This is a genomic window from Psychrobacter sp. AntiMn-1, assembly GCF_001854065.1.
Lineage (GTDB): Bacteria > Pseudomonadota > Gammaproteobacteria > Pseudomonadales > Moraxellaceae > Psychrobacter > Psychrobacter pacificensis.
The window spans coordinates 2,760,986-2,777,899 of the sequence record NZ_CP012969.1; the positions used below are offsets into that span (position 1 = coordinate 2,760,986).

The following is a 16,914-nucleotide window of genomic DNA, read 5'->3' on the forward strand; positions in this document are numbered from 1 at the left end:
GCGTGCTGCGTCTACGCACTATAGCCGGTTCAAAATAAAATGGTGATAAATTTAAGCGTAACGCTGGAGTAATCTTTTGACTATTTATTACCTTATCATATAAATAATAACGATGAAAAATTTAGTAAAAATAAGCCCCTATCATAGGAGCTTATTTTTATCATTATTAGGTATTTTCAATTAGCTGATGAGACTATAAAACCAAGTGCTTATCGCGTTGCTTACTTTTGCTAGTGTAGAGGGTTGCTGATGATTACTATTGGTGCTTGCCAACTGCATTTGCATGATGTCTGTCGTCACTGCTTGTTTTTGCATACTCTCTATTATCAGCGGTAGATTTTTGCCAGCGCCAGATAATATCAAACTAGAGTTTTGCGTAAGCATCGTCCATCTTTGGTTGCCGCCACCTGTACAGCTATAGCGAATGAGTCGAGCGCGATTATTACTTATATAGCCACTTTCTAAGTCAAAGCATTGATTGCCTTGCTTGATGGCGTTGGCGGATACATCCATTTGCCAAACTTGCAAGCTTGCTTGATCATCACAAGGGGCTAGGTTAATGACATTGCCACCTTTCGGCATTAGGCACTGATCTAGTGACATTTTATTGTGGATACGACCTTTGCTGTCTTGAATCCATTGCTCAGAGTCATCTCCTGTGCAAGCACTTGGTCCGCTGATAAAAGTATTGAGCTTACCATCTTCTAATGTTTCAACCTTAAGACAGTTGTTACCATTCATGAGTGGGCTGACATTTGCTAGAGGCTGATCATCTTGCAGTTCTAATTCGTTGACAAACTTATGAAAGGCAGTGATGACCTCCGGCCCGCCCTCGATTAAATCATCACGATACACATTGACCCAACGATTTAGGCGATGCATGGTCTGTTGTTGCTGCTCATAACGCTCGAGTACCTGAAAGGCAAGCGGGCTGAATGCTTGACTGAGCGCATCACGATCATCTTTATAAGAGTGGTATATCAGCTCACCCTCGGCGTCCAAATTGATAGTCGGGTTGGCCGATTGATCGATAAGTTGCTGCGCTAATAGTGGTAATTCGATTTTTCTTAAGGCGCTAAAGCCATGCTCTTTACCAAAGGTAACGGCTGGCTTAATGATATCGCTATAGGGGCCAATAGCGGTTGATGATAATAATACCTGTGCTTCGTTGGCTTTTTTACAATACAAATCGACTTTGTTAGGGTTTTCAGAAATCGCTAAATTGACGTGAAATTTATTGGCATTGCTATTGCCATTCATGCGATGAGGGGCAAGGGCAATGTTATTGACCATGTTGTTACTGTAAGTAACGGTCAGCCAGCAGCTAGCGACGTCAGCTGAACTACTCGCCGCCGGTAAATCAAAGACGTTACCCCAGTTACCACGAGCTGCTGGATAGATAATACCCTTTTGGGTGACAGGGTCATAACCACCTAAAATAGTATAAACAGGCACGCCTTGCAAACGCGGTCTTAAATAGTTGCCATCGGCGCTGTTGTACCAAACATTATTAGATCGTGGTACTTTTGGTTGTGCGATCTGCATTCTTTGACGCTCAGCATCCCATTTTTTATAGCCAGTCGGTGAGTCACTGGCAAACATATAACGATCAAATGCTGGCTGGATTTTGGTTTTTGTACTATAGCCGGTGTAATGAGTATAGCGCGAGATGTCACTGTTATTAGAGCCACCAGACATAGCGTCACGACCATAGCCGTATTGACCTAAGAAAGTAGGTGAGTCTTCAGTACCGGCACCGACATCTTTTCGCCACCATTCAAAGTTACCACGCATTCTATTTCTAAGGGGCATGTAACCCCAACCACTATCGGCATGGTGCTCTGACCAGAATTTTTTATCACCAACTTTACCTGGATAATGCCCCAATCCATAATGATGGCCAATTTCATGACTAAACTCATTACCGACCGAGTCAATCAAAGTCAGCATACCATTGCCACCGCTTAAGCCGTGGTTGAATGTACCGTTGGCGTATTTGCCACGGGCATGGTGTGCATTGACATTTTGGGTGAGCTGCGGCTGCTCTTGGCTTAACATCGATGCGCTAGTGACGCCCCAGTTGGCAAGGTTAATACCGACGCCAAAGGTTGATTTGCCTGTGTTTTCGCGCATATCACCCCTGTATACGCTGCCATCTGAGCTGCTACCTGAAGCCGTATCATAAATAGTACCGTTCGCTACCATCACCCGATCAAGCACGACGTCATCGTATTTAGCGACGGTCATCTTTGCTGCTGGAATGGTCTGGAAATAATCTGCGCCCGCCTTTTCTGGCTGTAGCAGCATATAATGACCATTGTTGTTTACAGTCACTGGGCTCAAAAGACCAAGACGAATATTGGTTAAGACCAGCTCACCTGGCGCCGCAAAGTCTATTTTATTCTCTAGTAATTCACCGTTACGATTTTGTTCATCGACAATACGAATCTTAAGGCCGCTTTGTACTTCATCCCAGTTGAGTTTGGTTGACCAAGCGCGCTTACTATAGGCGACCCGTGGTCTATCATCGCTGTTGTTTTGGTCAGATGGTGGGATTTGGGTCGGGTCGTCTAAATTGACCCTGCGTAATAGTAGACCATCTTGATAAATCTCAGCAACCAGCTGATTGACTGCTCCCATCTCAAGCGTAGGCGTAACCAGTAATAACGCCTCTTTTTCTGCAGTTAGGCGTGGCATGTTTTTTGCTTCGTTGCCCTGAGGATCTACCGTATGATTCTGCCCAAATTGAATCATGGCTTGAAAAGAGCCAGTCAAGTCAGAGCGGATCTCTCGTGTTTCACCGGCACCGTCATAGTCAAAGAAGCCTAATTGATAATAACCAGCACGGTCTTTTTGTGGTTCTGGATATTTGATTGGCGTGCTTGGTTCCAGTGGCGTTAATGGCTCACTTGTATCAGGTGGAACCATTACAGGCGGCTTATCAGATGGTGCAGGCTGTGTATTATCATCACTACCTTCACCGCATGCAGATAGCATTATAGAGATGATGCCGATACTTATGGTTTTTAATGGAAATACTGTGCTATGTGTCAAAAGAATACCCCAACAAATGTGTTGCTGGGAATATAACAGCTATATTAATAAACTGTACTACATTTGTTTTCTTGTTTCCAATCAGCTTTCTTTTATCTACTTTAGCAAACTAATTTTTATTGCTAGAGCCGTGTTTAGGGTTGTCCGCTTCGGTGATGATTGTGCTTTTGTGTCCCCATCTGCTGGTTTGTGGAGACGGCGCCGTTTTTGGGTCTATAGGAATGATGATTTCATTATCATGCGCATCACACTCAACCTTACTGTCCTTGTCATAAGCGGCTGGATCAAAGTGCGGGGTCGCTGTTGTATCAGTTGACTGTTGAGCTAAGCTGTTAGGAGCGGCTTGCGATGTTTTTCTAAATTCAGGTTTTTTAAACAAAGGGTGTGGGGTGTTTTTATTCGTGCCTTTGTCATCAGGGTTTTTGCGCGGTTTGGCGTTGGTAAAGATAATATTCAACGGCAAGTCTAGCTGCTGCTTGGCATAGGCTTCCGTATGCTCAAATCGATCCACTAGGAGGCTGAGCCATGGCTTTTGCTCTTCTACTCTCATCTCATCGAGCTCGTCTTTGATCGGCAAAGGATAGGGCAGAGTGCGATAAAAATCCCACAATGTCATCTTGCTCAAGTCTTTTTTGAGTACATAGTCCTCATCTTCGGTCATGGTGATGAGGTTGCTGTCTTGGAGGTAGTTGATGTAGGTGTACCATTTGGGTAGCTCTTTGCGGCCCAACACATTGCGCAGGGCTTGCTCACTGACGGACTCACCTTTTAAATGATGGGTATATACCAAGTTTAGCATGTCCAGCAAGCTAAGTAGGGGATGGCGAGGATAGACCTCTTCTGTTTCAAAAATGGTTAAGGTATAGCTGATCTCAACGCCTAACAAAATCAAATTCCAAGACAGGTATATCCATAACAAAAAGATAGGCAAGGCGGCAAAGGCTCCGTAAATGGCCTCGTAGCTGGTAAAGTTTGCCATCACTGTGCCAAACAGATGCTTCATCAGCTCAAAGACTATTGCGACAAACACACCCGCGATCGCTGCATTTTTTAGCGGTACACGCGCCTTAGGAATGAACCAATACATGCCAATAAAACCTGCGACAGTGATACCAATCGATACGGCCTGTACCCAAAACCCCCAATCAATACCGTAGCCTGCTATTTGGCGATTTAAAAAACTCAAGCTTTGTACCGTGCTTGAAGCGATAAACGCCGTACCCAGCACCATAGGCCCTAAGGTCACAATTGTCCAATAGCGCAGCAGACTCTTTATACCACCTGAGCGGCTCTCCACCCGCCAGATTTGATTAAAGGCACGCTCAATGGTGGTCAAGGTCATGATGGTGGTAAAAAATAGCACCATGGCGCCGATGATGGTAAGGTTCGATGATTTTTCGGCGAAGTCATTGATATACTCACTGACTTGCATGCTCGATTGCGGCAATAGGTTGCTATAAATGACCTCATATATCTGTGCTCTTACAGAGGCGAGTGCTGGTACCGAAGATAAAATCATCAATAATACTGTTAGCACAGGCACAATCGACAGCATAGTCGTGTAGGTTAGCGATGCTGCTTTTTGCTGACAGTTGTCTTCAAAAAAATGTCGAACCAAAAATCGCAAGAATTGAAACCAGCGTTGTTGTAGAAATGGCAGTTTTTGTGAGAATTTTTCCATGTCGACCAGTTAGCAAAAGTAAGAGTGATAATAGTGTAACAAACATGCGCTGCTCACATCTGCGGTTTAATTGTGTCAAAATGCACAGCGGCTATTTGATAAGGCATCAAGTAGGCGTGGCTGGCGTAAGTGGTCGTAAAATAGTCGTCAGCTGGTTTGCATGTCGGTGAATGACTGGGGCATAATGAGCACATCATCGCATCGCCTATCGCGGGCGGTATCGTTATTGATCGATAAATAATGATATATAAATAATACTATCAATGATTTTATGAGGAAGGACGGTTAATGAGTCAGGCCAACCCTTACGTTTTGGTGCTTTATTATTCAAATTATGGCACGACAAAGACATTGGCATATGCTATCGCTCAAGGGATCGAAGATGCTGGCATGACCGCACGTATTCGTACTGTCCCGACGGTGGCACCTGAAACCACATTGAGCAAGCCTGCAATACCTGATGAAGGTGACTTGTATTGTACGATGGATGATCTAAAAGACTGTAGCGGTCTGGCATTGGGTAGCCCGACGCACTTTGGCAATATGGCCGCGCCCATGAAGTATTTTTGGGACAATACGGTCACGCTCTGGCTGGCGGGAAACCTACAAAATAAGCCAGCCTCGGTATTTACAGCGACAGGCTCTATGCATGGTGGCCAAGAGTCCACATTGCTGACGATGATGTTACCATTGATGCATCACGGGATGGTCATCGTTGGGGTACCGTATGCTGAGCCTGCATTAAATCGGACGCATCGCGGCGGGACGCCTTATGGTGCCAGTCATGTGAGCGGTGCATTACATGACCAGCCAGTCTCTGATGATGAGCGCGAGTTAGGTATCGCTCAAGGTCGGCGTTTGGCGATTAGTGCTCGCGCATTGGCGCAGGCCAATTGGCAACGATAAACGGCTTTTGTTTTCTACTATCTTTTATCTTCTACTATACTGTCAGTAGCCCCCAACTGCCGCTGCTGTGAATGAGGAAACCTGTATCTATAATGGCTACCGACCGATCTGATAGCGACACCCATAGCAATGCGCCAACTGTAGAGTCTGGGCGCGCGGCCACCCCGCAAAAACCTATTACGCCCATGCGTCAGCGCTTGATGATGACGTGGCTGATTTGGTTGGTGTATAGACTGCTTGGGTTGCCCATCTTGATCAATGTGTTTAATGCCAGTCGCCCTGATATTGTGGGCGGTATCGCATGGCAAGCACTATGGCTTTTGCCAGCTTTTATACTGACGCCATGGATCGTGCGCGGGCGCTCGCCTTATGCGTTATTGGTCGGTAGTATGTTTACTCTAGTATATTTGGGCGCAAGTGGCGTGGTGCTGTTTACGCGCGCGTATGGCAGCAGCTGGGTGGAAATAGCGGTATATCTGATTGATTTTGTATTGTTGTTTGCCATCAATGTTTGGCTGTTTATTTTACTAAAACGCCTGCCGTCGATGAATAATGTCGTCAAGCAGCCGCGCTCTCGCTAGATTGGTTTTTTACCTCTGCTGTTGGCATAAAAGATCTTAGATCACAAAAAGATTGAATAACAAAAAGCGGCACTCTCATGTGGAGTACCGCTTTTTTTATAAGACTCGCTCAGCGTCAAGTGAGCGATAAGCTGAAAATTAATTGACCTTAGTCAGCTCTAGATCCATCTTTTTACCATCGTTAATCTGACTGACTTTTATGGGCAAATAATCCAAGCTCGGCGCTAACCAAAAACTGGTTGAGCGGTCATTGTCGTCATGAATACGGTCAATACGGACAGTATCAAAGGTACCGGCTGGCACCGTGATTTTGGTATTGCCCGATTTTTTAAATGGTGTTTTTTCTACCTTGTCTTTTTTGGCCATGTAGTAGTTACCAGAGAACTTACCGTTTAGTAAATCTTGACGAATTTGCACTTCAAGACTTAAGTCATCAAAGGCTTGCTGCGCCATATCCATGGTCATAGTTTTGCCTTTATAGGTACTGGTGACTTTTTTGCTGCTTGGGTTAAAGCTTAGCTTGTGCGTACGGCCAAGACCCAGCAGTTTATAAGTAGTGCTGGCCTGCGTCGGAATGACGTTATTGCCTTTGATGGTAAAGGTACTGCTTTGCGACGCATTGGCAACACCTGCCACCCGTGCTTTGACATTATACTTCCAAGTATTGCCCGATTTGCCTAGCGTACGGGTGGCGGTGCCTTTGTATTTGTCTTCTACCGTAAAGCTATAATTGGCACTAGAGGGTCGGACGGTTTTGGCGCTAGCGAGGGTGGGTGCGGTCATACTCAAGGCTCCAATGGTAGAAATACTGATACCTGTGATTAAGGCAGATAAAAACTTAGATGGACTGCGTTTCGTATTATTAGAAGCGTTGGGCAGTGATTTATTATGCATTGATAAAAAACTCATAGATACCTCTTAGTAGTTAATAAGATGCTGATATAGCAGCATCTATCGTCATTCTTATTATGTTCACAACGCTTATAATGGTCATACTCTGTTACATTTTCAAGAGTAACAATCGACCGGCACGTGTGACGATTGTAGCGAATGTTGCTATGACATCTGATACGACCATCGAGGGTAACGTGCTGTAAAGCCAGCAATAGAGGGTAAATAAAACGTATGGCCTCTATTAAGCCTCATCTCTATCAAATTCCGTCAGAATAATCTTGTAAATTTTTGGGCTTTACACTTGAAGCCAACCTATCTTGCCCCCACTTTTTGTTACAAGCTCAAAGCGTATCTTTAGATTGCTATGATTGAATGGCGACTCTTATAGATACTGGTATTGAGACTATTAATTCAAATAAACCCTTTATTCAAACAACCAATTTTTGGAGTCATATCGATGAATATTCGTCCTTTACATGACCGTATCGTCGTCCGCCGCATAGAAGAAGAGACAAAAACTGCTGGTGGTATTTTATTGCCGGGTTCTGCTCAAGAGAAACCTTCACAAGGTGAAGTCATTGCAGTTGGTAATGGCCAAGTTCGTGACAATGGCGAAACTCGTGCGTTAGATGTAAAAGCTGGCGACAAAGTTTTGTTCGGTCAATATGCTGGTCAAACCGTGAAGGTTGACGGTGAAGAACTATTGATTATGAAAGAGTCTGATGTACTAGGTGTGCTAGAAGGCTAGTCCTCTCGAGTATCGTTTTATACTCAGCACATCTTGACCACAGGTTCTGATAACCGCTTTTGATAAGCAACTATCAAATCATTCAATTGTATTCTCATACTTATAATAGTGGAGTAATTTAACATGGCAAAAGACGTAAAATTCGGCATAGATGCCCGTAAACAAATGATGGACGGTGTCAACGTTCTAGCAAACGCAGTACGTGTCACCCTAGGCCCTAAAGGTCGTAACGTCGTTATCGATAAATCTTTTGGCGCGCCAACCATCACCAAAGATGGTGTATCAGTTGCCAAAGAAATCGAGCTTGAAAACAAATTTGAAAACATGGGTGCTCAGCTCGTTCGTGAAGTTGCTAGCCGCACTAATGATGTCGCTGGTGATGGTACGACCACTGCGACCGTATTGGCTCAGTCAATCTTGCAAGAAGGCATGAAATCAGTCGCTGCTGGCATGAACCCAATGGATCTTAAGCGCGGTATCGACAAAGCCGTTCGCGCAGCAGTTCAAGAAATCCATAACCTATCAACGCCCGCTGATGATGAAAAAGCCATCGCGCAAGTAGGGTCTATCTCTGCCAACTCAGATACCAAAATCGGTGAATTGATCTCGCAAGCGATGCAAAAAGTGGGTAAACAAGGCGTTATCACCGTTGAAGAAGGGTCAAGCTTTGAAGATACCTTAGAAGTGGTCGAAGGTATGCAGTTTGACCGTGGTTATATCAGCCCATACTTTGCCAACAAGCAAGACAGCCTGACTGCTGAATTTGAAAACCCATATATCCTATTGGTTGACAAAAAAATCAGCAATATCCGTGAGATCGTGCCATTACTTGAGCAAGTCATGCAGCAAAGCAAGCCATTGCTAATCATCGCTGAAGACGTAGAAAACGAAGCATTGGCAACCTTAGTTGTAAACAACATGCGTGGCGGCCTAAAAACTTGTGCCGTTAAAGCACCAGGTTTTGGCGATCGTCGTAAAGCCATGCTAGAAGACATCGCAACGCTAACGGGCGGCACGGTAATCTCTGAAGAGATTGGACTAAGCCTAGAGACGGCGACCCTTGAGCAATTGGGTACTGCGAAAAAAGTCACTGTTGGTAAAGAAAACACCGTGATCGTTGATGGCGCTGGTAACAAAGCTGACATCGAAAACCGTGTTGAGTCTATCAACCGTCAGATCGCAGAGTCTACTTCTGATTACGATAAAGAAAAGCTACAAGAGCGTGTTGCAAAACTGGCAGGCGGCGTAGCAGTAATCAAAGTTGGCGCAGCGACTGAAACTGAAATGAAAGAGAAGAAAGACCGTGTTGACGATGCGCTACATGCCACTCGTGCCGCGGTTGAAGAAGGCGTTGTACCTGGCGGCGGCGTTGCATTAGTTCGTGCGATGAATGCATTGTCTGAGCTAAAAGGCGACAACGACGACCAAGACGCTGGTATCAACATCCTACGCCGCGCGATGGAAGCACCATTACGTCAAATCGTTACCAACGCTGGCGAAGAAGCATCAGTTGTGGTTAACGCAGTGAAAAACGGCACGGGCAACTACGGCTACAATGCTGCCTCTGGTGAGTACGGCGATATGCTTGAGATGGGTATCCTTGATCCAGCAAAAGTATCACGTTCAGCGCTAGAGAATGCAGCGTCAGTAGCAGGTCTCATGCTAACGACTGAAGCCATGATTACTGATTTGCCAGAGAAAGAAGACGCAATGGCAGGTATGGGCGCTGCTGGTGGAATGGGCGGTATGGGTGGAATGGGCGGTATGATGTAATATTCCGTTACGCTTTGTCTAACAAATTGCAATAAATTAAAAAATCCTGCTGTATGCAGGGTTTTTTTTGCACTAAAATTTTTTATGAGTTGTAGTAATTATTAATATGTTAAGCTTAAAAGGTAAATTTAAGTTCAGAGAAAAATAAGGGGATTTATGAATATTAATGAAAAATTACTAAGTATTTATCATAATAAATGGCAAGATCTTAGCGAAAATCTCCAAAATTTGAAACTAAGTCAGTATGCAAACCCACTTATATTATCTTTTGATAATAAAAGGTATGAGTCTGCAGATATTCGAGTTATGATTTTTGGTCAAGAAACGAAAGGTTGGTTAAATGGGAATGGTTCGTTGAAAACTATTGATGAAGCTTCTTCTAGATATTACAGTTTTTTCTGCTTAGAAAAGTTTTACAAGGGCTACGGTAGAAGCTCTTTTTGGAAAGCTTTTAGACTCTTTGACAAGGAGATACGAAATGCTAACCCCGATAAAAAAATATATTTTAGTTGGAATAACATAAATAAGATAGGGAGACTGGAAGGTACTGGAACTGATCCTGAAGTAGAAAAAATCGAGAAAGAGTTTTTTTCAGTTGTTAGATCAGAAGTTGAACTATTTGAGCCAGACATCGTTATTTTTTTAACTGGTCCAAGTCGAGATTCTAAAATAAGACATCATTTTGAAGACGCTGAATTTATACCTGTAGATTCAACGCTGGAAAAGCGAGCGATAGCCAAAGTAAAATCTCAATATTTGCCAGAAAAGACGATACGACTATATCACCCTTCTTATTTTGGTGGTTTTAATAAAGTTAGAAAAAAAGCTATTTCATTAATAACAGGGTGACTAGAATGTTGCTAGCCTAAGCGTCATGTTGCATTGGATCGTGTCTCAGATAACATTTAAAATTTCTACATTCATGACACTAAGCAATTTTTAAACTCACAGAAAACTCCCGATAAGCTCAGCCTATCGGGAGTCTTCTATGAGTTTAATACGGTTTTGAGTTCTATTGATCCGCTGCATCGTGCCTAACCACCCACGTTTTATCGTTAGACACTTCTTTATCATAGCAATATTCTATCAAATTCAAATGAACTCATTATAGGTCTTTCTACTCAACAATTATCGAGCGAGACATTATTCTCTTAGTCGGTATAAAAGAATTTCATACGAAAATAGGTAAAGTCGTCTTATTGATGACCTTTCTTACTGATAAATGCGTGTGTATATCTTTGACGCTAGCAAGTTTGTGTAGCTTACGTGTGAATCGCTCATAACCATCGAGATTTGGGCTGACCACTTCTAACAAATAATCGTAAGAGCCTGACACTACATGCCCATTGATGACCTCGTCCATATTGGACAGGGCATTCTCGAAAGCGGCAATAGAGTCTTCTTGGTGATTGTTCAGACGGACCTCCACAAAGAAGCTTAGCATAATACCCGCTTTGGCTTTATTGATGTTCGCTTGGTAGTTTTCTATGTACCCCTCATCCTCCAAGCGCTTTAGGCGCCTTGCACAAGGCGATGGCGACAGCCCTACGCGTTCGGACAGTTCTGCCGTAGATAAGCGCCCTTCTTTTTGGAGTACTTCTAAGATATGACGGTCGATTTTGTCCATAATTTGCCTTTTGGCTTTTTAAGCCAAGAATTTTGATTTAATTAGCATTATCCACCAAATTTCTGAAAAAATGCAATGAATAAATAGAGATAAAAGCGCGTATTTTAATCGATAATTGGTCTTTGTATACCTGCATAAGACACGACTATGAATACGATATTCCACCCCTCGTCGCGCAAAAACCCTTTGTTTATAATGTCGCCACTGACCAAAGGCTATGTGGCGATGAGCGTCGTCTTATTGATTTGGTCAGGATTTGCGTTGACTGTGCGAGCGGTTGGGGCGTCGTCGCTCAGCATTGCGGATGTCATGCTCATTCGCTTTAGTGTACCGCTCGTTTTGTTGACCCCTTGGGCGCTCTCTAGTTGGCATGAAATCAAAAATATCAGACTGCCAGATATCCTATTTATTTTATTTGGCGGGGTGCCGTTTCTTTTGTTGGCGGCTTTTGGTGCAAGTACGGTACCAGCAGCTTACATGGGTACCATTTTGACAGGGACACCAGTTTTCTTTGCTGCCTTACTGTCTCTTATTTTTTATCGTCAACGAATATCATTAAGAAAAAATTTGCCGCGTTAATCCTTATTCTCTTTGGTATCGCGACTATGATTGGCGGGCATACACAGGCAATACCTAATAGTCTTCTGTATGGGGTGGGGTTACTGTTGATGGCAAGCCTGATTTGGGCGGGTTATACCTTAGGGTTAAAAAGCACCACGTTAACTCCAATAGCTATCGCGATCGTGCTCTCTTATACCTCTTTTTTTCTGACATTGGTGATGGTTTTATCTGGCATGATGGACACCAATATAGGTTCTGTATCCTTTGATGAGGTGCTGCCTTTCATCCTAATACAAGGACTTGGCGTAGGGGTGGTATCAACCCTTGCATTTTCTTATGCGGTCAAACAGCTGGGCTCCATTCGTACCTTATTACTTGGCTCTTTGTCCCCAGGATTAACCGCTATACTCGCGGCGTTGATACTCAAAGAGTCTCTATCAGTCATCATGATATGCGGAATCGCACTTAGTACCATTGGCGTCATTTTGTCCAATCGAGTGAAATAAATGATAGAAGTGTCATGGCGAATACGATTTGCAACCAATGAAAGATGAAGAAAATTGCAGGTTAGCTCACGGCTGAAAGATTATTGAAAAAGGTCGTTAATAATGCGCCATGGTTATTAGGCGATAAACTAAATGGGGCTAATTTTTATTTATTGATGGTGGCTCATTAGGTGCAAGCCTTAGGTTCTGTTGAACATTAAAATGTGGTACTACGCTGAAAGGCTGAGGCTAAAATCACCCCAACCGTTGCTGAAAATCTAGCCAAGGTCTCGGCATTACCAGCCGTTTTTTATAACAAGTTACTGATCCGCCGCATCGCGTCTAAACACCCACGTCTTATCATCAGACGCCTCTTTACAATAATAATAACCCGCTAAGTTAAAGCCTTTTAGCTGCTCAGCACTGGTCAGCTTATTGTCTGCTGCGTACTTGACCATCAGTCCGCGTGCTTTTTTGGCATAAAAGCTAATGACTTTATATGTGCCATTTTTTTCGTCTTCGAACCGTGGCGTGATGATATCCGCCTTCAGTGCTTTCTTTTTCACCGCTTTAAAATACTCGTTCGACGCCAGATTGATCAAGACCTTGTCCTCACTATCTGCCATACGAGCATTGATAACGTCAGTTATTTCTTCTCCCCAAAACTTATAAAGATTATCACCGCGCGCGTTTTTTAGCTTTGTACCCATCTCTAAACGATAAGGCTGAATCAAGTCCAACGGTTTTAATACCCCATAAAGACCTGACAAAATACCCAAATGTTCATTGACATAGACAGCGGTTTCTTTATCCATGTGATACATATCAAGACCGGTATAAACATCACCGTCGAACAAGTAGCCCGCCGGCTTTGCTGCATTACTAGACTCATCATCAGTAAACGGCTTATCTTCGCTCCAATGCCATTGTTGATTGCGCGTGGCATTGAGTTGCGCAAGATCATCAGAGATGCCCATCAGCTCTTGCAGATCAACGGGCTCTTTGGACTTCAATACTTTCATGAGTGACTGTGAGTGCGCGATCAGTTCAGGCTGACTATAGTAATTGCCCAAGTTCACTGGTATAGCGTCTGTTTCATTCAAAGATTTGGCAGGAGAGAGTAAAAAATACATGGTGAGTCCTTATTATCGTGAGTCAATGACCGACCTGTTCAGGTGTCAAGCATTCTTATTATACGACAGCTGCGGGTTTAACTTGACTTGACCTTGAGTGTTTTATGTTTTTTTTAAGGGGATATGGCAATGCGTAAATGTCCATACAGTTAGCTTCTATCGAAGCGAGACCTTGTTATATAAGGGGTAGAGGTTTTTTGAAAAAATAAAAAACTTTAATATAACAACAAAAGTTATGCAGATGGTATCAATACCTAACTTTTTATCTTACTTGTTGGTCATCATTAGACAATGAAAGTTGGCAGATTATATCTCTATAATAAAAAGGCATGATGGTAAACAATACATCATTTATTAAATTGATAGTCTTTATTTATGATATTGGATAAATCATGGTTAAGGATTTTTGTCCCCTATGCTTTTGAAAATGCGTTGAGGGTATTAAGGGTAAGTCATTCTATATAAGTAAGGAGACGATATGAAAATCGGTGTAATCAGTGCAGATATCGCGAGTGAAAGCCGTGTCGCACTAACCCCAGACGCAGTCAAAAAATTGCGCAAGCTTGGGTTTGAAGTCGTCATTCAGTCAGGTGCAGGCCAAGCAGCGTATTATGCTGATGCGTTGTATCAGGCGGCAGGAGCCGACATTGCCAGCAGCAGCGCCGAGGTGATTGCCCAGTCTCAAATTATTACCACCATTCACGACTTGCCCGCCGAAGTGGCAGAGCATTTGAGTGCAGGCCAAATCGTCGTCGGTATGCTAGACCCGTATCGCAACACTCAGCTTGACACTTATGCAGCCAAAGGTGCGACGGCTTTTGCAATGGAGTTATTACCGCGCACATTATCACGTGCGCAAAACATGGACGTATTGTCATCGCAGGCTAACCTTGCTGGTTATAAAGCGGTATTGCTGGCGGCTAACGAATATTCACGTCCTTTTCCTATGTTTATGACATCTGCAGGTACAGTCAAGCCAGCCAAAGTGGTTATTTTGGGCGTAGGCGTGGCAGGTCTGCAAGCGATTGCAACGGCAAAGCGTCTAGGCGCGGTTGTAGAAGCGAGTGATCTGCGCCCTGCGGCAAAAGAGCAGGTCGAATCACTTGGTGGTAAATGGCTGGATGTGCCGATGAGTGATGACGAAGCACAAAAAGCCAAAGCGACGGGCGGCTATGCGTGGACGCCATCAGAGCAATATATCAAAGACCAAGCTGCAGTCGTCGACAAGGCACTCAGCAATGCTGACATTGTCATTACCACAGCACAGATTCCTGGGCGTAATGCCCCGCGTCTAGTGCACGCGGCAACCCTTGCCAAAATGAAAGCAGGTTCTGTCCTGATCGATATGGCTGCTGGTACCGGTGGTAACGTCGAAGGCAGTGTGCCAAATGAGACCATCACCACAGAAAGCGGCGTACGTATCGTTGGTGCCGCCAATATCCCATCTATGCTAGCCGCACAGTCGTCAGATCTATACGCCAATAACTTGGTTAACTTTATCACGACTTTGATTGCACCTGCTGGCGACGATGCAGCAGCAAACGACCTTTCGCTTAACTTAGATATGGAAGATGAGATTCAGGGTGCACTGGCAGTGACCCACGACAACCAAGTGCGCTTGGCCAAACGCTAGCCCTCGCTGGTCGCCATACATTTGCCAGACAAGAATAAATTTTTAGGAGGATGAGATGATCGCCACCATTTTAGCGGCAGCGCCTGCCGGTGCAGCCATGAGTAGCACACCATTTGTCGCGATTTTTACCGTATTTGTACTCGCTATCTTTGTCGGATACTACGTCGTCTGGGGCGTGACCCCAGCGCTACATACGCCATTGATGGCGGTGACCAACGCCTTATCAAGTATCGTAATCGTCGGTGCGATGCTACAGACTGTCCATATCGACGGCTCGATGTTTACCCCGACCAGTTTGCTTGGTGCTTTTGCGGTATTTTTGGCCAGTATCAATATCTTTGGTGGTTTTGCGGTGACTGAACGTATGCTCGCGATGTTCAAACCCAAAGTAAAAAAAGCCCCAGCAGCAAGCACTGATAATGGAGGCGACGCATGAATGATTTATCAACAATGATTGCGGCAAATGCGGATTGGTTCTATCTGGTTGGCGCGATCCTTTTTGTTTTAACGTTACGCGGATTGTCGAGTCCAAAGACAGCGATTCGTGGCAACCGCTTTGGTATGGTAGCGATGGCGATTGCCGTCGTGACGACGTTCTTTTTAGCAGAAGGCCCTGTCCTTTGGCTCATTATTGGCGCGATGATTTTAGGTGCGCTGGTTGGTATGTGGAAGGCAAAAACCGTTGCCATGACGCAGATGCCAGAAACCGTAGCGTTGATGCATTCATTCGTCGGTTTGGCAGCGGTTGCGATTGCCCTTGCGACGGTATTACACACTGAGCAAGAACATGGCGCGGTTGCCCGTGTTGAGCTATTTATCGGTTGCTTTATCGGTGCGATTACTTTTTCTGCCTCTGTCTTTGCTTTTGGTAAACTGGCAGCAAAAAGCTGGGCAAAAACAGTCACTGGCGGCTGGGTAAAACCTGTTCAAGCCTTGCTATTTATAGCGATGATTGGGTTTGGCGGCGTGTATTTTGTCACGGATTCCTTGCCTGCGTTTTATGCGATGACAGTGATTGCGGTTATCTTTGGCTGGATGTGGATTGCGCCTATCGGCGGCGGTGATATGCCAGTGGTCGTGTCGCTACTGAACTCATTTTCAGGTTGGGCGGCAGCAGGTATTGGCTTTACGCTGGGCAACTCGATGCTCATTATCGCAGGTTCGCTTGTTGGCTCCTCAGGTGCGATTTTGTCTTATATCATGTGTAAAGCCATGAACCGCTCTCTACTAAACGTTTTGTTTGGTGGTATGGGCACGTCAGCGGCCGCTGCAGGCGATGATGATGGCGCACCAAAAACATACAAATCAGGCTCAGCAGAAGATGCAGGGTTCCTTATGTCTAATGCCAGCAACGTGGTCATCGTACCAGGTTATGGTATGGCACAAGGACGCGCGCAGAATGCGGTAAAAGAATTGTACGAGCTATTAAAAGACGAAGGTGTCAACGTTCGCTTTGCCATCCATCCCGTTGCTGGTCGTATGCCAGGTCATATGAACGTACTACTCGCTGAAGCTGACGTTCCTTATGATGATATTCTTGAGATGGATGAGATCAATTCAGACTTCGCCAGTACCGATGTGGTCTTAGTTATCGGTGCCAACGACGTCGTCAACCCGTCAGCAAAAGACGATCCGACATCTCCTATCTTTGGTATGCCCATTTTAGAAGCCAACAAAGCGCAAACGGTGATGGTCATCAAGCGTTCGATGAGCACCGGCTATGCAGGTCTTGATAACAGCCTCTTCTATATGGACAAAACCATGATGATCTTTGGCGATGCCAAAAAGATGGTCGAAGAGATGGTACGTAGTATTAATGGCGGCGGTCATTAATCGCT

General features: G+C 44.5%; 15 protein-coding genes. 10 read left to right on the top strand and 5 right to left on the bottom strand.

Going from position 1 to position 16,914, the window contains the following annotated elements:
* Positions 1 to 180: 180 nt before the first annotated feature.
* Together AOT82_RS11955 and AOT82_RS11960 are read right to left on the bottom strand one after the other, a co-directional pair.
* The gene (locus AOT82_RS11955) at positions 181 to 2,997 is read right to left on the bottom strand and encodes a M66 family metalloprotease (protein WP_071003215.1); all 2,817 of its coding nucleotides are present in this window, start codon (positions 2,995 to 2,997) and stop codon (positions 181 to 183) included.
* A gap of 166 nt (positions 2,998 to 3,163) precedes the next feature.
* Positions 3,164 to 4,735: a YihY/virulence factor BrkB family protein gene (locus tag AOT82_RS11960; protein ID WP_071003217.1), complete on the bottom strand. Its 1,572-nt coding sequence runs from the start codon at positions 4,733 to 4,735 to the stop codon at positions 3,164 to 3,166.
* A gap of 288 nt (positions 4,736 to 5,023) precedes the next feature.
* On the opposite strand from AOT82_RS11960, the gene wrbA reads away from it, so the two are divergent.
* Together wrbA and AOT82_RS11970 are read left to right on the top strand one after the other, a co-directional pair.
* A complete protein-coding gene (gene wrbA / locus AOT82_RS11965) occupies positions 5,024 to 5,641 on the top strand; it encodes an NAD(P)H:quinone oxidoreductase (protein WP_071003219.1) in 618 nt (205 codons plus the stop codon).
* Positions 5,642 to 5,733: 92 nt separating this feature from the next.
* Positions 5,734 to 6,222, top strand: a complete 489-nt coding sequence (locus tag AOT82_RS11970) for a hypothetical protein (protein ID WP_071003221.1) — start codon at positions 5,734 to 5,736, stop codon at positions 6,220 to 6,222.
* 138 nt (positions 6,223 to 6,360) lie between these two features.
* Here the strand turns inward: AOT82_RS11970 and AOT82_RS11975 are convergent, their stop codons facing one another.
* The gene (locus AOT82_RS11975) at positions 6,361 to 7,116 is read right to left on the bottom strand and encodes a DUF3108 domain-containing protein (RefSeq protein WP_071003777.1); all 756 of its coding nucleotides are present in this window, start codon (positions 7,114 to 7,116) and stop codon (positions 6,361 to 6,363) included.
* A gap of 457 nt (positions 7,117 to 7,573) precedes the next feature.
* Here AOT82_RS11975 and groES point away from each other — a divergent pair, with 457 nt between their 5' ends.
* From groES to AOT82_RS11990, 3 genes are all read left to right on the top strand, one after another.
* Positions 7,574 to 7,864, top strand: a complete 291-nt coding sequence (gene groES, locus AOT82_RS11980) for a co-chaperone GroES (protein WP_058024926.1) — start codon at positions 7,574 to 7,576, stop codon at positions 7,862 to 7,864.
* A gap of 123 nt (positions 7,865 to 7,987) precedes the next feature.
* Complete coding sequence (groL, locus tag AOT82_RS11985; protein ID WP_071003223.1) at positions 7,988 to 9,637, top strand: chaperonin GroEL; 1,650 nt, start codon at positions 7,988 to 7,990, stop codon at positions 9,635 to 9,637.
* Between the two features lie 156 nt (positions 9,638 to 9,793).
* Complete coding sequence (locus tag AOT82_RS11990; RefSeq protein ID WP_071003224.1) at positions 9,794 to 10,486, top strand: hypothetical protein; 693 nt, start codon at positions 9,794 to 9,796, stop codon at positions 10,484 to 10,486.
* Positions 10,487 to 10,808: 322 nt separating this feature from the next.
* Here AOT82_RS11990 and AOT82_RS11995 read toward each other — a convergent pair whose 3' ends face one another.
* Complete coding sequence (locus AOT82_RS11995; RefSeq protein WP_071003225.1) at positions 10,809 to 11,264, bottom strand: Lrp/AsnC family transcriptional regulator; 456 nt, start codon at positions 11,262 to 11,264, stop codon at positions 10,809 to 10,811.
* 147 nt (positions 11,265 to 11,411) lie between these two features.
* Between AOT82_RS11995 and AOT82_RS13695 the strand changes: the two genes are divergently transcribed.
* Entirely contained in the window at positions 11,412 to 11,843 is a 432-nt protein-coding gene (locus AOT82_RS13695) for a hypothetical protein (protein ID WP_083328941.1), read from the top strand.
* An 89-nt stretch (positions 11,844 to 11,932) separates the two neighbouring features.
* Positions 11,933 to 12,331 (top strand): EamA family transporter, encoded by a 399-nt coding sequence (locus AOT82_RS13700; protein WP_197496695.1) that lies wholly within the window; start codon positions 11,933 to 11,935, stop codon positions 12,329 to 12,331.
* A 299-nt stretch (positions 12,332 to 12,630) separates the two neighbouring features.
* On the opposite strand, the gene yaaA is transcribed toward AOT82_RS13700, so the two are convergent.
* Positions 12,631 to 13,443: a peroxide stress protein YaaA gene (gene yaaA, locus AOT82_RS12005; protein ID WP_071003227.1), complete on the bottom strand. Its 813-nt coding sequence runs from the start codon at positions 13,441 to 13,443 to the stop codon at positions 12,631 to 12,633.
* Between the two features lie 478 nt (positions 13,444 to 13,921).
* On the opposite strand from yaaA, the gene AOT82_RS12010 reads away from it, so the two are divergent.
* The 3 genes from AOT82_RS12010 (at position 13,922) to AOT82_RS12020 (ending at position 16,909) form a co-directional block, all read left to right on the top strand.
* Positions 13,922 to 15,076, top strand: coding sequence for an NAD(P) transhydrogenase subunit alpha (locus AOT82_RS12010; RefSeq protein WP_071003229.1), 1,155 nt, complete (start codon positions 13,922 to 13,924; stop codon positions 15,074 to 15,076).
* A 97-nt stretch (positions 15,077 to 15,173) separates the two neighbouring features.
* Entirely contained in the window at positions 15,174 to 15,512 is a 339-nt protein-coding gene (locus AOT82_RS12015; protein ID WP_058024937.1) for a proton-translocating transhydrogenase family protein, read from the top strand.
* Positions 15,509 to 16,909 (top strand): NAD(P)(+) transhydrogenase (Re/Si-specific) subunit beta, encoded by a 1,401-nt coding sequence (locus AOT82_RS12020; RefSeq protein WP_071003231.1) that lies wholly within the window; start codon positions 15,509 to 15,511, stop codon positions 16,907 to 16,909. The genes AOT82_RS12015 and AOT82_RS12020 overlap by 4 nt, the downstream gene beginning before the upstream one ends.
* Positions 16,910 to 16,914 lie beyond the last annotated feature (5 nt).